At 67.4% G+C, this 20,511-nt stretch carries 18 protein-coding genes; 8 read left to right on the top strand and 10 right to left on the bottom strand.

Annotation, left to right across the window (positions count from 1 at the left end; all coding sequences use genetic code 11):
* The first annotated feature begins 5 nt into the window (after nucleotides 1–5).
* On the top strand, nucleotides 6–1,016 hold the full coding sequence (locus tag ACGLHS_RS29800) for an NAD(P)-dependent alcohol dehydrogenase (RefSeq protein ID WP_394485426.1): 1,011 nt from the start codon (nucleotides 6–8) through the stop codon (nucleotides 1,014–1,016).
* A gap of 179 nt (nucleotides 1,017–1,195) precedes the next feature.
* Nucleotides 1,196–1,900 carry an aquaporin Z gene (gene aqpZ / locus ACGLHS_RS29795; RefSeq protein ID WP_093243180.1) on the top strand — a complete coding sequence of 235 codons (705 nt, stop codon included), beginning with the start codon at nucleotides 1,196–1,198 and terminating at the stop codon, nucleotides 1,898–1,900.
* 52 nt (nucleotides 1,901–1,952) lie between these two features.
* On the opposite strand, the gene ACGLHS_RS29790 is transcribed toward aqpZ, so the two are convergent.
* The 5 genes from ACGLHS_RS29790 to ACGLHS_RS29770 all read right to left on the bottom strand — a co-directional run bounded on the left by ACGLHS_RS29790 (nucleotide 1,953) and on the right by ACGLHS_RS29770 (nucleotide 6,576).
* Nucleotides 1,953–2,291 carry a hypothetical protein gene (locus ACGLHS_RS29790; protein WP_093243178.1) on the bottom strand — a complete coding sequence of 113 codons (339 nt, stop codon included), beginning with the start codon at nucleotides 2,289–2,291 and terminating at the stop codon, nucleotides 1,953–1,955.
* 196 nt (nucleotides 2,292–2,487) lie between these two features.
* Entirely contained in the window at nucleotides 2,488–3,870 is a 1,383-nt protein-coding gene (locus tag ACGLHS_RS29785; protein WP_394485425.1) for a sensor histidine kinase, read from the bottom strand.
* Entirely contained in the window at nucleotides 3,867–4,523 is a 657-nt protein-coding gene (locus tag ACGLHS_RS29780; protein WP_093243176.1) for a response regulator transcription factor, read from the bottom strand. The genes ACGLHS_RS29785 and ACGLHS_RS29780 overlap by 4 nt, the downstream gene beginning before the upstream one ends.
* A 125-nt stretch (nucleotides 4,524–4,648) precedes the next feature.
* The gene (locus ACGLHS_RS29775) at nucleotides 4,649–5,770 is read right to left on the bottom strand and encodes a winged helix DNA-binding domain-containing protein (protein ID WP_394485424.1); all 1,122 of its coding nucleotides are present in this window, start codon (nucleotides 5,768–5,770) and stop codon (nucleotides 4,649–4,651) included.
* A gap of 23 nt (nucleotides 5,771–5,793) precedes the next feature.
* Nucleotides 5,794–6,576, bottom strand: a complete 783-nt coding sequence (locus ACGLHS_RS29770; RefSeq protein WP_371126698.1) for a pseudouridine synthase — start codon at nucleotides 6,574–6,576, stop codon at nucleotides 5,794–5,796.
* A gap of 252 nt (nucleotides 6,577–6,828) precedes the next feature.
* Here ACGLHS_RS29770 and ACGLHS_RS29765 point away from each other — a divergent pair, with 252 nt between their 5' ends.
* From ACGLHS_RS29765 to ACGLHS_RS29740, 6 genes are all read left to right on the top strand, one after another.
* Entirely contained in the window at nucleotides 6,829–7,899 is a 1,071-nt protein-coding gene (locus ACGLHS_RS29765) for a bifunctional nicotinamide-nucleotide adenylyltransferase/Nudix hydroxylase (protein ID WP_394485423.1), read from the top strand.
* A gap of 66 nt (nucleotides 7,900–7,965) precedes the next feature.
* Nucleotides 7,966–9,411: a nicotinate phosphoribosyltransferase gene (locus ACGLHS_RS29760; protein WP_394485421.1), complete on the top strand. Its 1,446-nt coding sequence runs from the start codon at nucleotides 7,966–7,968 to the stop codon at nucleotides 9,409–9,411.
* A gap of 336 nt (nucleotides 9,412–9,747) precedes the next feature.
* Nucleotides 9,748–10,902: a glycosyltransferase gene (locus ACGLHS_RS29755; protein ID WP_394485420.1), complete on the top strand. Its 1,155-nt coding sequence runs from the start codon at nucleotides 9,748–9,750 to the stop codon at nucleotides 10,900–10,902.
* Complete coding sequence (locus tag ACGLHS_RS29750) at nucleotides 10,899–11,393, top strand: hypothetical protein (RefSeq protein WP_093243166.1); 495 nt, start codon at nucleotides 10,899–10,901, stop codon at nucleotides 11,391–11,393. The genes ACGLHS_RS29755 and ACGLHS_RS29750 overlap by 4 nt, the downstream gene beginning before the upstream one ends.
* Nucleotides 11,390–11,932 (top strand): tyrosine-protein phosphatase, encoded by a 543-nt coding sequence (locus ACGLHS_RS29745; RefSeq protein WP_394485419.1) that lies wholly within the window; start codon nucleotides 11,390–11,392, stop codon nucleotides 11,930–11,932. Before ACGLHS_RS29750 ends, ACGLHS_RS29745 begins: the two co-directional genes overlap by 4 nt.
* Nucleotides 11,933–12,022: 90 nt before the next feature.
* A complete protein-coding gene (locus ACGLHS_RS29740) occupies nucleotides 12,023–13,153 on the top strand; it encodes a zinc-binding dehydrogenase (protein ID WP_394485418.1) in 1,131 nt (376 codons plus the stop codon).
* 43 nt (nucleotides 13,154–13,196) lie between these two features.
* On the opposite strand, the gene fusA is transcribed toward ACGLHS_RS29740, so the two are convergent.
* The 5 genes from fusA to ACGLHS_RS29715 form a co-directional block, all read right to left on the bottom strand.
* Entirely contained in the window at nucleotides 13,197–15,215 is a 2,019-nt protein-coding gene (fusA, locus tag ACGLHS_RS29735; RefSeq protein WP_394485417.1) for an elongation factor G, read from the bottom strand.
* Between the two features lie 454 nt (nucleotides 15,216–15,669).
* Entirely contained in the window at nucleotides 15,670–16,254 is a 585-nt protein-coding gene (locus tag ACGLHS_RS29730; protein WP_394485416.1) for a hypothetical protein, read from the bottom strand.
* A 15-nt stretch (nucleotides 16,255–16,269) separates the two neighbouring features.
* Nucleotides 16,270–17,439 carry an FAD-dependent oxidoreductase gene (locus tag ACGLHS_RS29725; RefSeq protein ID WP_394485661.1) on the bottom strand — a complete coding sequence of 390 codons (1,170 nt, stop codon included), beginning with the start codon at nucleotides 17,437–17,439 and terminating at the stop codon, nucleotides 16,270–16,272.
* 695 nt (nucleotides 17,440–18,134) lie between these two features.
* Nucleotides 18,135–18,833: a two-component system response regulator KdpE gene (kdpE, locus tag ACGLHS_RS29720; protein WP_093243150.1), complete on the bottom strand. Its 699-nt coding sequence runs from the start codon at nucleotides 18,831–18,833 to the stop codon at nucleotides 18,135–18,137.
* A 4-nt stretch (nucleotides 18,834–18,837) separates the two neighbouring features.
* The coding region (locus ACGLHS_RS29715) for a DUF4118 domain-containing protein (protein WP_394485415.1) at nucleotides 18,838–20,511 on the bottom strand (1,674 nt) is incomplete at its 5' end.

The raw sequence follows: 20,511 nt of genomic DNA, 5'->3' as shown, positions 1-20,511 counted from the left end.
TTTCAATGCAAGAACCCGACACCCTGCGCCGCTGGCAACTGCCCCGGCTGGGCCGCACCCACCTCGAGCAAGCCGAAGCGCCGATGCCCACGCCGGGCGCGGGCCAGATCCTGGTGAAGGTCGGTGCGGTTTCACTCAACTACCGCGACCTGCTGATGATTCGCGACGGCATGGGCATGCCGCTCGGCCTGCCCTTCACGCCCGGCTCCGACATGGCCGGCACTGTCGTGGCCGCCGGCCCCGGCGTGACCCGCTTCGCCGTGGGCGACCGCGTGGTCAACACCTTCTGGGGCGGCTGGATCGACAGCCACTGGCACGCCGACACCACGCTGCTGGGCGGCCCCGGCCCGGGCATGCTGGCGTCGCATGTGCTGATCGACGCGGCATGGGCGGTGGCCGCGCCCACCACCCTGAGCCTTTCGGAAGCGAGCACGCTGCCGTGCGCGGGCCTGACTGCATGGTTCGCACTGGCCGAGACCGGCGGGCTGCGCGCCGGCGAGACCGTGCTGATCCACGGCACCGGCGGTGTCGCGCTGTTCGGGCTGCAGCTCGCGCGGCTGCATGGCGCACAAGCCATCGTGGTGACGGGCAGCGAGGACAAGCGCGCGCAGACGCTCGCACTCGGGGCCACGCACGCGCTGCTGCGCGACAGCGACTGGCCGGCCGAAGTACGGCGCCTCACGGGCGGTCGCGGTGCCGACCATGTGCTCGAGCTGTCGAGCGGCCCCAACCTCGACCGTTCATTGCAGGCCACGAAGCAAGGCGGCCGCGTCTCGATCATCGGCATGCTCGGCGGCGACACGCTGAGCGCGTCGTTCTACGCCATGGTGCTCGGCCGCGTGACGGTGCAGGGCATCGGCGTCGGCCATCGGCGCGCGCTCGAAGACCTGGTGCGCGCCATCGACGTCAACGCGCTCAAGCCGGTGATCGCGGCGCAGTACGGTTTCGACGCATTGCCTGCGGCGCTCGATCACCTGGAACGCGGCGCCTTCGGAAAGATCATCATCACGCTCTGAGGTATTGAGGCCTTCCGTTCACATGCAACGCAGTTGCGGCACTGCACAAAAGCTGCGTTGTTCGTGAACAGGTTCCGTTCATCGCAACGACATGCTCGACTCTCTCCATTTCTCGTTTCAGAATCCGCCCGCGCCCGGCTTCGGCCGCGTGCGTTTTCTCAACTTCAGGATGGAGCGTTATGGAACACAGTACCTACAAAAAATGGTCTGCGGAGTTCATTGGTACTTTCTGGCTCACGCTCGGAGGCTGCGGAAGCGCAGTTCTGGCCGCGGCCTTTCCAGGTACCGGCATCGGCTTTCTGGGCGTCGCACTCGCCTTCGGTCTCACGGTGGTGACGGGTGCGTATGCACTCGGTCCGATCTCGGGCGGCCACTTCAATCCGGCGGTGTCGATCGGCCTTGCAGCCGCGGGCCGCTTCAAGGCTTCGGAGCTCGCGGGCTACATCGTGTCGCAGGTGCTGGGTGCCATCGCGGCCGCCGGCGTGCTCTACCTCATCGCCACCGGCAAGCCCGGTGCCGACATCGGCGGCTTCGCCACCAACGGCTATGGCGAACACTCGCCCGGCAAGTACGGCATGACGGCCGCATTGCTGTGCGAGGTCGTGATGACCGCGGTGTTCCTGATCGTGATCCTCGGCTCCACCGCCAAGCGCGCGGCAGGCGGCTTCGCGGGCCTGTCGATCGGCCTGTGCCTCACGTTGATCCACCTGATCTCGATCCCGGTGACCAACACGTCGGTGAACCCGGCACGCAGCACGGGCCCGGCCCTGTTCGGGCCATCCTATGCCGTGTCGGAACTCTGGCTGTTCTGGGTCGCGCCCATCGCGGGCGCGATCATCGGCGCGGTGATCTACCGCGCCCTGCTCAGCAACAACGACGACTGATGCCGTCGTTGTCGTGAGCCGCGGCGGAAGCTATGTGTCGATTGCTATCGACTCAGCTTCCGCTGCTCGACTTCACCAGCGGCAGTGAAGTCGATTGCCCGATCGGCTCCGTGCCGGTGGGGTGCGATGCCGCCCAGGCGCCGGCCTGGATGTCGGACACCGGCGTCGTCGAATTCATCGCGGGTGCAGAGGTCGACTGACCAACGGCTTCCGTGCCGCTCGGACGGGCGGCTGCCATGGCACCGGCTTGCACTTCCGGCTTTTCCGGTGAGTTCATCTGCAGCGGGTGGAAGTCCGAACCATCGGTGGTTTCGGCCGACGCATTGACCGCGCCCAGCGCTGCGAGCGCAGCAAAGGAACCAACGGCGAGAAGCTTGAAGGAATTGCGCATGGTGTGTTCTCCTGAGAGCAGGTTGTCTCCGGTCACGTGCCATCGCGCGAACTGCGCGTGGCAGGACCTGAATGCACTCTAGGCAGGCAGACTGAGATGAAGGTGAGCGAAGAGTTAAGCGCGGGTTAGCGTTGCGCTTAAAAATACCGCTTTGGTTTCATGCAAGCGCTGGTTCGCTGTTTCGCTGTTTCGCAGATCACTGCGCCATCGATGCGGGCAGATGCACACGTGCCATCAGGCCCCGGCTGTCGATGCGGTTGCGCAGCTCGATGCGCAGGCCGTGCCGTTCAGCCGCCGTGCGCGCGATCGCAAGCCCCAGCCCGCTGCCACCCGCCGCCGCGCCCGGCACGCGGAAGAAGCGATCGAACACGCGGCCCATCGCAGCCTGTGGAATGCCGGGGCCGTTGTCGAGCACATCGACCACCGCGTGCCCGTCGAAGGTGTGCAACCGCACGTCGACCACGCCACCTTCGGGCGCGTAGCGCAGCGCGTTGTCGATCAGGTTGTCGAACACGCTGCGCAGTTCGGCCGCCGGCGCGAACACCACCGCCGCCGTGGTGCCCTCGAAGCCCACGTCCACGCAGCGTGCATCGGCCAGCACCATGAGCTGGCTCACGCTCTCGCGCAGCAGCACCTCGATGTCGACACGCTCGCCGGCAGCGCCGCGCTGCGGCGCGTCCTGCCGCGAGAGATGCAGCAGCTGCTCGATCAGGTGCTGCGCGCGCGTCACGCCGGCTTCGAGCTGGTTGAAGCGCTCGGTGGCCTCGCCGGCCGGCACGTGCGAGCGCAGGTTCTCGATCTGCAAGCCGATGGCCGCCATCGGCGTGCGCAACTCATGCGCCGCGTCCTGCACGAAGCGCCGTTGCGTGGCGAAGGCACTGCGCACGCGCGACAGCAGGTTGTTGAAGGCCCCCACCAGCGGCGCGATCTCGTCGGGCACGCGCGCAAGCGACAACTCGGTGGGGCTGCGCTCGTCCTGCGACGCCACTTCGCGCGCGACCGCGCGCAGCGAGCGCGACGCGGCGGACACGATGAGCCACAGGATCAGCAACGCCACAGGCAACAGCAGCGCAATCGGCAAGCCTTCGAGCAAGGCGCGCCGCAGCGCGCGGCGGCGGCGATAGTCCTCGTTCTGCAGCACCTGCACGCGCGGCTGGTCGGCGCGCGGACCGGGCTCGGCGGTGAACACGCGCCAGCTCGATTGCGCGTGCGCACCCGCGCTCACGTCGCTGAAGCCGATGCCCGGCTGCAGCGGCACCGACAGCGCGGGCCATGAACTCGCGCGCAGCGTGGTGCCGTCGGCGCTCCATATCTGCACGATGAACGCGCCGCGCGAGAAGGCGGCCTCGCCGTCCATCTCGCGCGGCGTCTTGGGCTGATCGCTGCCCGTATACGACTCGGCCACCAGCCGCATCTGGTCATCCAGAGCGTTGTGGACCAGGTTGCCGTAGGCAAGAAAAGAAAACCACGCCGTGAGCACGGCCGCAAGCACGTGCAGCGTGATCAACCACAACAACAGTTGCGTGCGCAGCGAACGCGGCCGCCACCACCGGCCGTGGCCGCGCGTTGCACCGTTCATGCCGCCACGCGCCAACCCAGACCGCGCACGTTGCGGATCGCATCCGCACCGAGCTTGCGGCGCATGCCGTGGATCAGCACGTCGATGGCATTGCTCGTCACTTCCTCGCCCCAGCCGTAGATGCGGTTTTCAAGCTGCTCGCGCGAGAGGATGGCGCCGGGCCGCTCCAGCAGCGCATGCAGCAGCGCGAACTCGCGCGCGGTCAGTGCCTCGCGTGCGCCGTTCACCACCACCTCGCGCGTGGTGAGGTCCAGCTGCAGCGCGCCGCTGCCGACCAGCGAGTGCGCGGCGCCGTCGCGGCGACGCACGACGGCCCGCATGCGCGCGAGCAGCTCGCGGAATTCGAAGGGCTTGAGCAGGTAGTCGTCAGCGCCGAGGTCGAGGCTGTGGATGCGGTCGTCGACCCCGTCGCGCGCGGTCAGCACCAGCACCGGCGTGGCGTCGCCGCGTTCGCGGGCGCGCCGCAGCACCTCGGTGCCGTCCTGCTTGGGCAGGCCCAGGTCGAGCAGCACGCAGGTGTAGCCGCCGTCGCCGAGAGCGCTTTGCGCGAGCTCGCCGTCGCGCACCCAGTCGGCGGACCAGCCCGCGCCTTCGAGCGCCTGTTTCAGGCTGCGCCCGATCATTTCGTCGTCTTCCACCAAAAGCACGCGCATTGCAGCGACTCCTTCGGCCGCAAGGTAGCACGCGATCGGGATGACCGGAAGTGCTTGCGCCGTGGCGCAGCCTAGGGGCGAAGAATTAGGCGGGACTGACTTGGCCGCCGCACAGTGCAGCAGGTTCAGGGCATGCGAACGGCGTGCCGCTCGCTTTCATCGCCGTCGCCGTCAGCGGCGGCGAAAGCCAGCAGCCGCATTGCCTCTTCCTGCACGCCGAGCCGGTCCGCCTTCGACCAGCGCGTGAACGGCTCCAGCACCACGGTGGCGGTGTTCTTCGCCCGCTCGATCTTCCACACGCCCGCGACGAAGCCGTCGAGCAGCACCGTGCCGCGCACGATGCCGTTGATAGTGAACACGCGCGCGCGATGTGCCTCGCTCAGCACGCGGCTGCGATCGGCGTGCGAGAGCAGCAGGTTGTCCCATTCGGCGACAAGGCGCGGCGGCGCAGGCGTGTCGGGGTCGGGGCGCGGCGCGCGCGGCAGGTCGAACAACTCCTCGCCCTGCTCGCCCACGAACACGCGCAGCTGCGGCCGCAGGCGTTCGGCCACCGCCTTCCAGCCGGTCAGGCCCGACCATGCGCCCGCATCGGCCAGCGTGGCAGGGCCGAAGGCGGCGAGGTAGCGCAGCAGCAGGTCGTCCTGCGTGGCCGGAGCGATGTCGGCGGCAGATTCACCGAGCCAGTGCCCGATGGGCTGCAGCAGCGCGCTCTGGTGCGAGTTCCAGCTGCCGGCGGGCGGCAGGTGCACCAGCGGCACGTTGTTGCGGATCAGCGCGGCCAGCGATGCGGTTTCGCGCCCCTTCCAGCGTGCACCGAGCGCCTGCCCGAGTTCGGCGCTGGTGTGCGGGCGCTGGTCGAGCAGCGCACGGCCGGCCGCGACCACGGCCGCGCGATCGAGGCCGTCGAGCGCCCGCTTGTGATTGCCCAGCAGGCCGCGCTGATGCACGGGCTCCAGCAACGGGCGCCATGCCAGCGCGTCGGTCGCGGTCATCAGGTGCAGGGTCGAGCGCATCGCCGACATGCGCACGATGCGGCGCTTGCGCATGGCCTCGGTGAGTTGTTCGCGCTCGAAGCCTTCGAGCCGGCTCCAGAGGCCGATGTAGGGCGGGTTCGGTGCCTGCGCCTGCAACCCGGCCAGCCGCTCGACGGCTTGCACGGCCGTCAGCTTGCGCCGCGCCAGCAGCATCTGGCGCGCCAGCGTCGCGCGGTTGAGCGCGCGCAGGCTCAGCAGCGGGGCGTCGGCCATGCGCGTGCGAAGCCCTCGGTCAGTCAGAACTTTTCGTGCGGGCCGAGGTAACGCCACTGCCCCACCGGCAGGTTGCCCAGCATCACCTTGCCGATGCGCACGCGCTTCAGGCCCACCACCTTCAGGCCGACCAGCTCGCACATGCGGCGGATCTGGCGCTTCTTGCCTTCGGTGAGCACGAAGCGCAACTGCTCGGGGTTCTGCCATTCGACCCGCGCCGGCTTGAGCGCCTGGCCGTCGAGGCTCAGGCCATGCCGCAGCTTCGCAAGCATCGCCGGCGGAAAGACCGCCTGCACGTTCTGCGTGACCGGGTCGTCGTCGTCCATGCGAATGAGCTGCCCGGTGGGCGCCGGCTGGCCCAGGCCGTGGTAGGCCACGCGCACGAGGTATTCCTTTTCCATCACCGAGTCTTCGCCGATCAATTGGCGCGCGACGCGGCCGTCCTGCGTCATGACCAGCAGGCCGATGGAATCGATGTCGAGCCGGCCGCACGGCGCCAGGCCGCGCAGCTGCTGGGGGCTGAAGAAAAAGCGGGCGTTGTCGTCCGCCCAACGGTTCTGCGGGGTGAACAACACGACCGCGGGTTCATGGCCGTCCTCGGCCTGCCCGCTCACATAGCCGATGGGCTTGTTGATGAGGATGGTGACCTGGTTCGCCTGCTGGCCCTTGGCCGCCTTGTCGATCTCGATGCGGTCGGAGGGCGTGACCTTCACGCCCATCTCGGCCGGCTTGCCGTTCACCTTGACCCAGCCGTTGGCGATCCATTCGTCGGCTTCGCGGCGCGAACACATGTTGAGTTCGGCCATGCGCTTGTTGAGCCGCACCGGGCCATCGCTGGCCGCTTGCGGCGCGGGCGCGCGACGAAACGGCTGGCTGGATTCGGTCGGAGGGCGGGCCGGCAGGCGACGGGCCGGGCCGTTGGAGGGAGGAGACGCAGGCATGGCCGATTATCGATGAGGCCCGGTGACCGTCGCCAGAATGGCTTGATCGATCCCCGGCCCCGGTGCTATCCTGACCGCAAGCGCGAGTTGATCGCGCCCTTTTTGGGGGATTCCCAAGTGAGCACACGCAAGTACCAGTACGCCATCGTCATCGGGCGTTTCCAGCCCGTTCATTTCGGTCACCAACGACTCATCGAAGAGGCCTCTCGCGCCGCCGATCGGGTCATCGTGGTGGTCGGCTCCGCCCGCACACCGCGCAGCGTCAAGAACCCTTTCACCTTCGACGAACGCGAACGCATGGTGCGCGCCTGCCTGCGCAGCACCGACCAGATGCGCGTGAGCGTCGTCGGCGTGGGCGACTCGCCCTACAACGACCAGCTCTGGATCGCGTCGATCCAGTCGGCCGTCGAGCGCCTCATCCAGCAGGACGGCCATGCGCCCGCCAAGGCCAAGGTGGCGCTGGTGGGCCACCTGAAGGACGCATCGAGCTACTACCTCAAGCTGTTCCCGCACTGGGAGTTCGTGGCCCACCAGAACGTGGAGAGCCTGAACGCCACCGACGTGCGCAGCCTCTACTTCGACCCCGAGAACCGCGGCCAGCTCGCACGCGCCGACCTGCCCGACGGCACCGCCGCATTCCTCGAACAGTTCACGCACACCGGCGACTACGCCGAGCTTTGCGAAGAGCGCGCCTTTCTTGTCGACTACCGCGACAAGTACCGCTATGCGGGCAGCGACTTTCCGCCCATCTACACCACGGTCGATGCCATCGTGGTCGAGGCCGGCCACATCCTGCTGGTGCAGCGCAAGTTCCATCCTGGCAAAGGCACCTGGGCGTTGCCCGGCGGCTTCGTCGGCCAGCACGAGCGGCTGCAGGACGCGGCCGTCCGCGAGCTGAAGGAAGAAACCCGGCTGAAGGTGCCCGTGCCCGTGCTCAACGGCAGCATGAAGGCCAGCCATGTGTTCGATGCGCCCGACCGCTCGCAGCGCGGCCGCACGATCACGCACGGTTTCTTCTTCGAGCTGGCGCACAACCAGTGGACCGGTCTTTCGGACGTGCGCGCCGACGACGATGCCGCCGAGGTGCGCTGGGTGCCGATCGCAGAATTTCTCGACATGCAGGACCGCATCTACGAAGACCACTTCTTCATCGCGAATCATTTTTTGGGTGGCCTGGGCAAGAACTGAACGACCAGGCTTTGTCAGCAAGAACGGCACCCGGTTGACGGGTGCCACAGTGAAAGGAGCTTTCACATGAACCGCAACCTCACCTCCTCGCCCCTGGGCAACAACCTGCTGCTGCGCACCGACTCCTACAAGGTGTCGCACTGGATGCAATATCCGCCCGGCACGCAGACGGTGTACAGCTACATCGAATCGCGCGGCGGCATCTTCAGCCACTCGCTCTTCTTCGGCCTGCAGGCGTACCTGCGCGAGTACCTGCAGACGCCCGTCACGCTGGCCGATGTCGATGAAGCCGCCGCGCTGATGGCGGTGCACGGCGAGCCCTTCAACCGCGAAGGCTGGCTGCGCCTGATCGAGAAGCACGGCGGCCTGATGCCCGTGCGCATCCGCGCCGTGCCCGAAGGCAGCGTGCTGCCGGTGCACAACGTGCTGGCCACCATCGAGAACACCGACCCCGAGTTCTTCTGGGTCACGAGCTTTCTCGAAACCGAACTGCTGCGCGCCATCTGGTACCCGACCACGGTGGCCACGCTGTCGGCCGCCGCGCGCACCACGCTGCTGCGTTACCTCGAAGCGACCTGCGACGACCCGCAAGGTCAGATCGCCTTTCGGCTGCACGACTTCGGCGCGCGCGGTGTGTCGAGCCTCGAATCGGCGGCGCTCGGTGGCATGGCCCACCTGGTCAACTTCATGGGCACCGACACGCTGGCCGCGCTGGTGGCCGCGCGCCGCTACTACGACTGCGACGTGGCGGGTTTCTCGATTCCCGCGGCCGAGCACAGCACCATCACCGGCTGGGGCCGCGACCACGAGGCCGATGCGTACAGCAACATGGTCGAGCAGTTCGGCAAGCCCGGCGCGACCTTCGCGGTGGTGAGCGACAGCTACGACATCTTCAATGCCTGCGCGCGCATCTGGGGCAACGAGCTGAAGGCGAAGGTGGTGGGCTCGGGCGCGACGCTGGTGGTGCGGCCCGACTCGGGCGACCCGGCCGAAACCACGCTGAAGGTGGCGCAGATCCTGGCCGATCGCTTCGGCACCACGACCAATGCCAAGGGTTTTCGCGTGCTGAACAACGTGCGCATCATCCAGGGCGACGGCGTGACGCTCGATTCGCTGCGGCTGTGCCTGTCGAACTTCTTCCACAACGGGTTCTCGACCGAGAACATCTCCTTCGGCATGGGCGGCGGGCTGCTGCAGCAGGTGAACCGCGACACGATGCAATGGGCGATGAAGTGTTCGGCCATGCAGGTGAACGGCGAGTGGCGCGATGTCTACAAGTCGCCGGTGGGCGATGTGAGCAAGGCATCGAAGAAGGGTCGGCTCGCGCTCGTGCAGAACGCACGTGGCGAGGTGCAGACATTGCGCGAGGAAACGCTTGCAGCCGACCAGGTCGATCTGCTGCAGACGGTGTTCGAGAACGGGCGCATCGTGGCGAGCACGACTTTCGATGCGATTCGCGAGCGTGCGGCCGTTGGTGTCAATCAGTTCGTGACTTCGCGCGCTCCGCTCTGAGGTGTCTCTGGTCTTTCGCGGCGCTGCTGTTCGGGGCGCGTGCGGATGACACCGGGTACTCCCCTCCGCGAATGTCCCCCGCTTCGCTCCTCCTTTATTTCGCTGCGGGGAGCACCCGGGGCCATTCGCACGAGGGCACGCTGCTAGTGAATCGCTGATCAATAACTGCTCTGACAACGCCCGCGCCGGCGGCGTGGGCGCCGCCCTGAACAGCAGCGCCAAGAGCAACAACAGCGTTCAAGTCGAGGAGTTCATCACCCCGCAAGCAGCGACCTGGGCAGCCGCAGCCAGCACTGCCACACGGCATGGCCATAATCCGCGCAGACTGCCGAATCCATGACCAAACTCCTGATCCTCAGCGTAAGTGCCGGCAACGGACATGTGCGTGCAGCACAGGCGCTCGCCGCCACCGCCCAGACCCTCGCCCCGCCCTGCACGGCGGTCCACATCGACGCCATGGCCCATGTGGCCGGAGGCTTTCGCAAGGTCTACACCGACTGGTACATCCAGCTCGTGAACCGCGCGCCCGACCTCTGGTCGTACCTCCATCAGCGCACCGACGTCACGCCGCACCACGCGCCTTCGCAACGGCTGCGCCGCGGCATCGAGCGCCTGAGCACCGGCGCGCTGGTGCGCGAGATCCGCCGCGAGAAGCCCGACGCGGTGATCTGCACCCACTTCCTGCCGGCCGAGCTGCTGATGCGCGAGCGCAACCGGGGTCGCATCGACTACCCCGTGTGGCTGCAGATCACCGACTACGACCTGCACAACATGTGGCTGGTACCGGGCATGGCGGGCTACCTCGCGGCAACGGAAGAAGTGGCCTTCCGCCTGCGGGCGCGCGGCATTCCGCCGGAGCGCATCCACGTGACCGGCATCCCGGTGATGCCCGGCTTTTCCGAGCCCGACGTGCCGGCGCTCGCGCGCCACGCCTGCGCGACCGAACTCGGCCTCGACCCGTCGCGCCCCATCCTGCTGATGGCCTCGGGCGGCGCCGGCGTGGGCGACCTGCCCAGCATGGTCGAGCGCGTGCTCGGCCTGGGCGGGCAGGACGGCAACAAGGGCAACTTCCAGGTCATCGCCGTGGCGGGCCGCAACGTCGAGGCGCACGGCAAGCTCGAGGCGCTGGCCCGGCGCCATCCGGGCCGCGTGGTGGCCATCGGCTTCACCAACGAAATGCACAAGCTCATGGCCGCGGCCGACTTGGTGGTTACCAAGCCCGGCGGCCTCACGGTGTCCGAATGCCTGGCGCTCGGCAAGCCGATGCTGCTGATCTCGCCCATTCCGGGGCAGGAAGAACACAACGCCGGCTTCCTGATGGAAGAAGGCGCCGCATGGCTTGCCTACGACGCCATCGGCCTCGACTACAAGGTGGCGCGCCTGATGGCCGACCCCGCCAAGCTCGCACACATGGCCACGCGCAGCCGCGCGCTCGGCAAGCCGCAGGCCGCACGGGCCGTGCTGCAACACGTGCTGGGTGCCGGCGCGTGAGCGGCGAGGTCGAAAAGACGGGTGTGGGCCGCACGCTCGGCTACCTCGTCTGGGTGGTCGTGATGGCCTTCTTCTTTGCCAACGCAGAAATCCAGATCGAAGGCGGCGCGGGCTGGGCCACCTCGCTGCCCACATGGCGCATCGAGAACAGCATCTGGCTCGACATCTTCTGGGGCGGCCGCGCCATGACCGGCTACCACGCCTGGGTCTTCACCTTCATGGCGCTGGTGTTCTTCTCGCCGCTGGCCTTCAACGGGCGCTGGAAGCTGCGCGACTGGGGCCTTGCGCTCGCGGGCCTGATCGTGTTCTGGGTCTGCGAAGACTTCATGTGGTTCATGATCAACCCGGCCTTCGGCTGGGCCCGCTTCAACCCGGTCGATGCCTTCTGGCACAAGCACTGGCTGTGGGGCGCGCCGGTCGACTACTGGGGCGGCCTGGCGGTGGCGCTGCTGATCGTGGTGACCCGGCATTGGCGCCGAAAGAAGAAATGACCACACCGAAGATCGACGACCCGCGCCCCGGCCACTGGGCCGACCCGCTGGACGAACTGCGGGTCGAGAACCTGCACCGCATCACACCCACGCTGTACCGCAGCGCACAGCCCCGGCGCGCCAACATGGCCGCGCTGCAGTCGCTGGGCATCCGCACCGTGGTGAGCCTGCGCTCCTTCAACGACGACAAGAAGGTGTTTGCCGGCTCCGGCATCCGCCTCTTGCGCGTGCCGATCAACACCTGGTCCATCGACGATGCCAAGGTGCTGCGCGCATTGGTCGCCATTCGCGAGGCAGAAAAAACCGGCCCGGTGCTCATCCACTGCATGCACGGCGCCGACCGCACCGGCGTGGTGGCCGCCGTCTACCGCATGGCGGTGCAGGACTGGGACAAGGACAGCGCGCGCCACGAAATGCTGCGCGGCGGCTACGGCTACCACACGCTGTGGCGCAACATCCCGCGCTACATCGAGCGGCTCGACCCGCCGAAGATGCGCCACGCGCTGGCCCATGCCCAGGCCATTCCCATGGTGTCCTGAAGGCGCCTGCGGCTTTCGCACCCCGCTCCTATACTGGCCGCCCCGTGGCCACCGGCCATCTCCGAACGAACCTCTTCAAGGGCTACTTCCATGGCGCTGCAAATCCGCTCCCTCGTTCGCTCGAACGGCGAACTCGAACTCTCGCTGCACGACGAGTCGATCCCCGAACCGCAGGCCCACGAGGTGGTGATCCGCGTCGAGGCATCGCCGATGAACCCATCGGACCTGGCCCTGCTGTTCGGCGCCGCCGACATGAGCACTGCCAAGGCATCCGGCACGGCCGAGCGCCCCGTCGTTACCGCCACCGTGCCCGAACGCGCCCGCGCCTTCGTTGCCGGGCGCCTCGACCAGTCGATGCCGGTCGGCAATGAAGGCGCGGGCGTGGTCGTCAAGGCCGGTTCGTCGCCGGCCGCGCAGGCACTGCTCGGCAAGACCGTGGCCGCCATCGGCGGCGCGATGTACTCGCAGTACCGCGCGGTTGCCGTCGCGCAGTGCATGGAACTGCCGCCGGGCACGACGGCCGCCGAAGGCGCTTCGTGTTTTGTCAACCCGCTCACCTCGCTCAGCATGGTCGAGACGATGCGGCGAGAAGGCCACAAGGCGCTGGTGCACACCGCCGCCGCCTCCAACCTCGGCCAGATGCTCAACAAGATCTGCCAGAAGGACGGCATCGACCTCGTCAACATCGTGCGCAAGCCCGAACAGGAAGCGCTGCTGCGCGGCCTCGGCGCGAAGCACGTGTGCAACGCCACGTCGCCCACTTTCCTCGAAGACCTGACGCAGGCGCTGGTCGACACCGGCGCCACGCTGGCCTTCGACGCTACCGGCGGCGGCAAGCTCGCGGGCCAGATCCTCGGCTGCATGGAAGCGGCCATCAACCGCACCGCCAAGGAATACAGCCGCTACGGCTCGACCACCCACAAGCAGGTCTACATCTACGGCGGCCTCGACCGCAGCCCGACCGAGTTCGTGCGCAACTTCGGCATGGCATGGGGCATGGGCGGCTGGCTGCTGTTCCCGTTCCTCGGGAAGCTCGGCGATGAAGGCACGCAACGCCTGAAGGCACGCGTGGTGGCGGAACTGAAGACCACGTTCGCAAGCAAGTACACGCGGGAAGTCTCGCTGGTCGAGGCGCTGCAGCTCGATGCGATCGGGGTGTATGGCAAGCAGGCGACGGGGGAGAAGTTCCTGCTGAATCCGAACAAGGGCCTGACGGCCTGACATGAAAAAAGGGCGGCCCACAAGGACCGCCCTTTCAAGGCCATCAGCTCTTCACGAGCCCGGCCGTTTCACTCGCAGGCGCCACTGCATAGTGGTCGAACTGCATCGTGTACTGCGCGCGGCCCGAAGACAGCGCGCGCAGGTTGCCGATGTAGCCGAACATCTCCTTCAGCGGCACATGCGCATCGATGACGGCCGCATTGCCGCGCATCGACTGGCCGCGAATCGAACCACGGCGTCGGTGCAGATCACCGATGCAATCGCCCAGGTAGTCGGCCGGCGTGATGACCTCCACGGCCATCACCGGTTCGAGCACCTGGGGCCCCGCCCTGACAACCGCCTCACGGAATGCCGTGGCAGCCGCCAGCTCGAAAGCCATCGCGGACGAATCGCGCTCATGGTGGCTGCCGTCCACCAGCGTGGCCACGAAGTCCACGCACGGAAAACCGGCGGCCACGCCCGATTGCGCGGCTCGGCGGATGCCGGCCTCGACCGCGGGAATGAACTCGCGCGGAATGACGCCGCCCACCACCTGGCTCTCGAAAGCGATGCCTTCGCCGCGCGCTTGCGGCGCGAGACGAAGCGTCAGCGCCGCGAACTGACCGGGGCCGCCGGTCTGCTTCTTGTGCACATGGTGCACCTCCGTTTCTCTTGAAATCGTTTCACGGTAGGCGACCTGGGGCCGGCCCACCGACACGTCTATGCCGTACTTCGCGCGCAACTTCTCGATCGACACTTCGAGCTGCAACTCACCCATGCCCGAAAGAATCGTCTGGCCCGATTCGGCATCCTGTCGAAGCTGCAGGCTCGGGTCTTCCCGCAACATGGCCTGCAATGCCTTCGACAGCCCTTGCTGATCGGCCTGCGCCTTCGCTTCGATCGCGATGTGGATCACGGGCTCGGGCACGCTGATCTCTTCCAGATGAACCGGATGGTTCCGGTCACACAGGGTGTGGCCGGTCAGCGTGTCCTTCAGCCCGACGATGGCCGCGATGTCGCCGGCCACGAGTTCGTCGCGTTCGATGCGGTCGTCCGCATGCACTTCATACAGCCGTGCCGCGCGTTCGCTGCGACCCGTCGTGGCATTGAGCATCGTGTCGCCACGCCGCAACCTGCCGCTGTAGACGCGCACGAACACCATCGCGCCGTGGTCGTCGGTGACGACCTTGAATGCGAGGGCCGCGAACGGTGCCGCCGGATCGCACGCCATCTCTACTTCGCCGGGCTTCGGCAGCCAGTCCACGACGGCATCGAGCAGGGGCTCCACGCCGCGATTGCGGAACGCCGAACCGGCCAACACCGGTACGAACGCACCAGCCAGCACACCCTTGCGGATGCACGCGTGCAGCACGTCGGCCGTCGGCTCTTCGCCATTCAGATACGCGACCATTGCCGCTTCATCCTGTTCGACCGCAAGCTCCACGAGCCGCGCGCGATGGCGCTGCGCCAGAGCCAACGAATCGGCAGGAATCTCGGCCACGCGGTACGGCTGGCTGGCATCGTCCTTGTCCCAGACGAGTGCGCGCATGCCGACCAGATCGATCACGCCACGGAAGTCGCCTTCCGCGCCAATGGGCAACTGCACGGCCACGGCCTTCACGCCCAGGCGTTCTTCCATCATCGCGACCACGCGCAGGAAGTCGGCACCGAGCCGGTCGAGTTTGTTGACGAAAGCGATGCGCGGCACGCGGTACTTGTCCGCGAGGCGCCAGTTCGTTTCCGTCTGCGGCTCCACGCCGGCAACGCCGTCGAACACGACCACGGCACCGTCGAGCACACGCAGGGAACGGTTCACCTCGATGTTGAAGTCGATGTGGCCGGGCGTGTCGATCAGGTTGATCTGGGTCGCATTCCAGTGGACCGTGACAGCCGCACTGCTGATGGTGATGCCACGTGCGCGTTCCTGCGGATCGAAGTCCGTGCGGGTCGTTCCGCTGCTCACATCGCCGATGCGATGGCTGTCGCCGGCGTAGAACAGGATGCGTTCGGTGGTGGTGGTCTTGCCCGCGTCGACGTGGGCAATGATGCCGATGTTGCGGATGTTCCTGGGTTTCGGGTTCATGACGAATCTCTTTCTTTGAATCGAGGCGCGTCCTGCGCGCCTCGCATGCCTGGTTGGCTTTGCGCCAGCCCCAGGCGAGATTCGCCTTGGGGCTAGCGACGAACGGTGTCGTGCAATCTGTTGCTGCGGCCGGAGCCCGGGCGCACGGTGTCCACGCTCCGGCGGACGGAAATCGTGGCGATCAGCTTGTCGTAGGTACGCATGGTGTGAATGGAATGGGAACGCAGAAAAAACAAAACCCCGGAGGGACGAACCTGCCGGGGTTGGAGACCGGAAGGCGCAACGCCTTCCGAACGCGATCGAGGGCGATGTCAGTGGGTGGCGATGCTCGCCTCGATGGCCTGGATGAATTTCATGGTGGGGCGGATTGTGTTTGCAGGCAAGGCAGAAGGCAAGTTGTGCGTGAGCGCGATGTTGGCCGGACACCACGACTGCGCTCGATGCGCGACGGCGTCTATTCGAGTGCGAGCCGTCCGTCGCGCACCGTCACCCGCTTGGGTGCGGAGCCGAACTTGGGATGCTCTGACCAGGTGAGCGTCAGGTGTTGCGGATCGGTGCGGCTTTCCAGTTGCTTGCGCAGCGAGGCGCCGCTGGCGTCGTCGAGTTCTATCGATTCGAGGCAGCTTTGCAGGAGCAGCTTGTCGCGCTCGATCAGGTGCAGCGGTGGCTTCGCTATCTCGATGAGGCGAAGGATGTCTTCCGTGCCTGCGCCGCAGTAACCGGCACCACGGTTCTCTCGCGAAGGCTCCTGGGTCACGAGGTAGAAGTAGGTGTGGCCGTCTTGCTGGAAGGTTGCTGCACCGGCGACGAAGACATCATCCGACGTGGCAATGGCTCGCTTCAGCGCCGGGCTCCATTTCAGGTTCACTGAAGCGCCGGAGGCCAGCTTTACGCGCGGCGCAGGCGCGATGCGGAGCGTGGCGCCTTCGCCGATCTGTAGCGGCTGCGATGGCAGCGCCGCATGGATTGTCGCGCCGAGCAACGCCATCGATGCGCCAACAACCCAGGCCCTGCCGACGCGTTTCATCGTGGTGTTCATGCCGGCCGATTGTCGCTACGTAGCCACCGCGCCGAACAACAGTTGTGCACCCTCGTTCGATTGCTGGATGGCCTCGCGTGCGTAGTCGCGCATGGCCGCTTCGTATTCGGCGACTGCCGCCACTACGGAGGTGCGATTGGCAAATGCCGTACCCATCTTTTCGGCGAGCGTGGCGGCGTCGTGCAATGCGGTGTTCGCGCCCAGGCCACCAGCAGGGCTCATGACGTGGATCGCATCGCCGAGCACGGTCACGCCGTCTGTGGTCCAGGCGGGCGGCGCGGTCATGGTCCGGATCGGGAGCATGGCGACGTCGGAGGGCGCGGCCAGCTTGAAGAGGGCACGGAACCCTGGATGCCAATCGGCGGTGCGGGACAGCACGATGGCGTGTGCGCGGTTGCGCGGGTCTGACGGTGGCGCAGCAGCGTCGTCATCGGGGTTCAGACGGTCATTCGGGCCGATCATGGCCCAGTAGAGGTAGTCGCCGACTGGCTGAAGCGACGCCTCTCGCTTGAACTTCATCGGGTCGACGATGACCGCGAGGCGGTCGCCGAATGCGACGGAGGTTTTCGTGTGGAACAGCGGCGCGATGCGTGATGCGGTGTCGGCGCTGAAGAGGGTCTTGCCGTAGATGCAGGTCGATCCGGTGTCGAGCGGCACCACGTCAGGAAGGCGCATCGCGCGCACGGCGGAGTTGACGCCATCGGCGGCCACGAGAACATCTCCTTCGACCACGCTGCCATCCTCGAAGCGTGCGCGCAGCACACCGCCGCTGCGCTCGTAGCCGGTGAATGCGCGACCGAAATGGACGTGCGCTTCGATGCCGCTGAGCAGCACGCGGCGCATCGCGAGGCGGTCGGCGTTCACGTCTTCCACGCGGCCCACGGGAGCATCGTCGCCACCGGCGCGCTGCCATGATGCGACCCATCGTTCGCTCACGGGTTCGAGGTTCGGGCCGATGAGGTTGACGCCATTCACGGGGATTGCACAGGTCTCCTTGAAGCGCGTGTTCAACGCGGGTGGCAGGCAAACTTCGAGTGCTTGCTGGCCGGCCTGGTCGATCTTGATGCGGAAGCCTTGTGGCCGGCTGTCGGGTGCGGCGTCGCGCTCGTAGACGGCGAAGGACATGCCGCGTCGACGGAGTCCTTGTGCGAGGCACAGGCCGCCAAGGCCTGCGCCGATGATCACTATGTGCAAATCTGCTCTCCTGTTTTTTGTCCGGGCATTCGGACAGGGGACAGTGTTGAGCCAGGAGACTTGAAGACGGTAATGAGTGAGGGACTGAAAGTAATGAGATTGGGTCAGGAGGCTCCTTCAGTGTTATTTGGGGAGGCGCCCGGTACGCGGCACGGCGCGGTCAGCCCCGCTGTGCCGGCCCTTCGGGCTTCCCTGCGGTGCTCGCATTTCGCGGGGTCTCGCAGAACTCGCTTCGCTCAAACAGCTGCGAGCCCTGATCCGCGAAACGCTGCGCTCCTCGGCTGCCCAGAGGGGCTGACCGCGCCGCACCGCATACCGGGCTCAGGGGTTTAACAAGAACACTGCACTTCTTCGAGGCCGACTGCCCTCACCCCAACCCTCTCCCGGAGGGAGAGGGAGCAAGACAGGGAACGGACTCCGAAGAGGAGGGATCAACAACCGCTCTGACCACGGCGATGGGTGCTGTGCCCTTGGGTGGCCGTTGAGGCACCGCCGAGCAGCGGAGCGACGGGCGGATCAGGGCTCGCAGCTGTTTGAGCGAAGCGAGTTCTGCGAGACCCCGCCCGTCGTGAGCAGCGCAGGGAAGCCGCGAAGCGGCCGGTGACGTCGGCCGCCCAAGGGCACAGCGCCCATCGCCGCGCCCCCGATCGACACAGCCAACAACCAGCGGTCGGCGGTCGAAAAAACTAGACCACCAACCGATACCCCACAGCAGTCTCCGTCAACAGATGCCGAGGCTGCGCAGGGTCGGCCTCCAGCTTCTGCCGCAGATGCCCCATGTAGATCCGCAGATAGTGGCTCTGGTCCGTGTGCGATGGGCCCCACACCTCGCGCAGCAGTTGGCGTTGCGTCAACACGCGACCCGCGTTGGCGACCAGCACCGACAGCAGCCGGTACTCGGTCGGCGTCAAGTGCACCTCTTCACCGGCGCGGCGCACGATGCGCGCACCGCGATCGAACTCGATCTCACCGAAGCGGAACAGTGCTTCCGCAGGTTCATCACTGCCCCCACCCGCCGCTCGTGGGCGCCGCAGATTCGCTCGCACCCGCGCCAGCAATTCGCCGGTGCCGAAGGGCTTGGTCAGATAGTCGTCGGCGCCCGCATCGAGCGCCGCGATCTTGTCCGCTTCATCGGTGCGCGCGGACAGCACGATGATCGGCACGGCCGACCAGCCACGCACATCGCGGATCAGCGACACCCCATCGCCATCGGGCAGCCCGAGGTCGAGCACCAGCAGGTCGGGCTGGCGCGTTCCCGCTGCCGCAAGGCCATCGCGCAGCGTGCCGGCCTCGTGCACCAGCCAGCCTTCGGCCTCGAGCGCGCCGCGCACAAAACGGCGGATCTGCGGCTCGTCTTCGATCACGATGGCGGTGGGAGATGGCATGGCTTCAGAGTTGGGCTTCGGCCGGTTCGGGCGGCTCGCGGCGTGGCAGGGTGACCGTGAATTCTGCACCGCCATCGCGTGCATTGGCCGCGGTGATCTCACCACCGTGCGCGCTCACCACCGCCCTGCAGATCGCCAGGCCAAGCCCCACGCCCGGCGTGGCCGACTCGACCTCGCCGCGCGTGAACTTGTCGAACAGCTTCTGTTCATGACCAAGCAGCGCGGCGGGCAGGCCGGGGCCGTGGTCGCGCACCGTCAGCACCAGCGTGCCGGGCTCGGCGCGGGCGCCGACCACGATGGGTGGCGCGCCGTACTTGGTGGCGTTCTCGAGCAGGTTGACCAGCACGCGCTCGATCAGCACCGCATCGAACTCGACCAACGGCAGCTCGGGGTCGAGCGCCGTCTGCACCACCACGTTGCCCAGCGAGGTGCGCGCCGCGCGAATGGCCGAGCCCACCACTTCTTCCACCGATTGCCAATCGCGCCGCAGGTTCACCGCGCCGCCCGCGATGCCGCTTTCAAGACGCGCCATGTCGAGCAGGTTGTTGACCAGCGCATGCAGCTCGTGCGCCTGCGCGACGATGGCGCGCGCGGCGTCGGCATGTTCGGCGGGCGGCAGGGTCTGCAGCGATTCGGCCAGCGCGATCAGCGCGGTGAGCGGGGTGCGCACGTCGTGCGAGATCGCGCCGAGCAGCGCGTTGCGCAGCCGCTCCGATTCCATCTCGACCACCGCCTGCTGCGCCACCTCGACGTAGTGCACGCGCTCCAGCGCGATCGCGATCTGACGGGCCAGCGTGTCGAGCTGCTGTGCCTGTTCGGGAATCAGCAGCCAACGCGGCTGGGCCGGCGACAGCGCCAGCACGCCGCGCACGCGCATCGGCGCCTGCAGCGGCACGTAGTGCCAGGTCTGCGCCGCCAGCGTGGCGGTGGCCAGGCCGGCCGGCTGGCCGTGGCGGAAGGCCCAGTCGGCCACCTGCGGGTCGAAGCCCTCCGGCGGATCGATGGGCATCACGAGCTGGTCGGCCGCATCGGTGACCAGCACCAGCGCGTGGCCGCCGAAGTGGCCCCGCACCGCGGCGCCGCCCAGCGTGACGACCTGCGAGCTTTCCAGCGCGGCCGACAGCTCGCGCGTCAGCTCGAACAGCGAGCGTGCGCGCCGCTCGCGGCTGGTCGATACGCCGGCCGCAAAGCGCAGCCCGGCGGTGAGCTGGCCCACCAGCAGGCCGACGCCGAGCATGACCGCGAAGGTCAGCACGTACTGCACGTCGCTCACCGCGAACGACAGGCGCGGCGGCACGAAGAAATAGTCGAAGGCCGCCACGTTGAGCGATGCCGCCAGCGCCGACGGCCCGCGGCCGAAGCGCATCGCCACGCCCACCACGCCGAGCAGGAAGAGCATCACGATGTTCGACAGTTCGAGCACGCTGGCCAGCGGCGTGCAGACCAGCGTGAGCGCCACGCTGGTGGCGGCGGCCCATGCGTAGCCCGGCCAGTAGGTCGGCGCCTTCTCGTGATCGTCGCTGTCGATGCGCGCGCCTTCGAGCGGCGCACGCGACAGGCGGCGCGAGCTGTCGGCGCGCGCCACTTCCATGATGTCGAGCGCGGGCGCGCGCTGGCGCCGACGGGGCCGCTGCTGATCCCGGGCGTCGGCGCCCAGGGCGGCGATGCGGTGGCCACG

The organism is Variovorax sp. VaC1 (assembly GCF_043658315.1).
Taxonomy (GTDB): Bacteria; Pseudomonadota; Gammaproteobacteria; order Burkholderiales; family Burkholderiaceae_C; genus Variovorax.
Note: the sequence above shows the minus strand (reverse complement) of the source record. Positions and strands in the feature narration are given on the sequence as shown.

Excerpts from the sequence above, each read along its gene's own strand:
- ACGLHS_RS29800 (WP_394485426.1), top strand. The coding sequence starts at position 6 with ATGCAAGAACCCGACACCCTGCGCCGCTGGCAACTGCCCCGGCTGGGC.
- aqpZ (WP_093243180.1), top strand. The coding sequence starts at position 1,196 with ATGGAACACAGTACCTACAAAAAATGGTCTGCGGAGTTCATTGGTACT.
- ACGLHS_RS29790 (WP_093243178.1), bottom strand. The coding sequence starts at position 2,291 with ATGCGCAATTCCTTCAAGCTTCTCGCCGTTGGTTCCTTTGCTGCGCTC.
- ACGLHS_RS29785 (WP_394485425.1), bottom strand. The coding sequence starts at position 3,870 with ATGAACGGTGCAACGCGCGGCCACGGCCGGTGGTGGCGGCCGCGTTCG.
- ACGLHS_RS29780 (WP_093243176.1), bottom strand. The coding sequence starts at position 4,523 with ATGCGCGTGCTTTTGGTGGAAGACGACGAAATGATCGGGCGCAGCCTG.
- ACGLHS_RS29775 (WP_394485424.1), bottom strand. The coding sequence starts at position 5,770 with ATGGCCGACGCCCCGCTGCTGAGCCTGCGCGCGCTCAACCGCGCGACG.
- ACGLHS_RS29770 (WP_371126698.1), bottom strand. The coding sequence starts at position 6,576 with ATGGCCGAACTCAACATGTGTTCGCGCCGCGAAGCCGACGAATGGATC.
- ACGLHS_RS29760 (WP_394485421.1), top strand. The coding sequence starts at position 7,966 with ATGAACCGCAACCTCACCTCCTCGCCCCTGGGCAACAACCTGCTGCTG.
- ACGLHS_RS29755 (WP_394485420.1), top strand. The coding sequence starts at position 9,748 with ATGACCAAACTCCTGATCCTCAGCGTAAGTGCCGGCAACGGACATGTG.
- ACGLHS_RS29745 (WP_394485419.1), top strand. The coding sequence starts at position 11,390 with ATGACCACACCGAAGATCGACGACCCGCGCCCCGGCCACTGGGCCGAC.
- ACGLHS_RS29740 (WP_394485418.1), top strand. The coding sequence starts at position 12,023 with ATGGCGCTGCAAATCCGCTCCCTCGTTCGCTCGAACGGCGAACTCGAA.
- fusA (WP_394485417.1), bottom strand. The coding sequence starts at position 15,215 with ATGAACCCGAAACCCAGGAACATCCGCAACATCGGCATCATTGCCCAC.
- ACGLHS_RS29730 (WP_394485416.1), bottom strand. The coding sequence starts at position 16,254 with ATGAACACCACGATGAAACGCGTCGGCAGGGCCTGGGTTGTTGGCGCA.
- kdpE (WP_093243150.1), bottom strand. The coding sequence starts at position 18,833 with ATGCCATCTCCCACCGCCATCGTGATCGAAGACGAGCCGCAGATCCGC.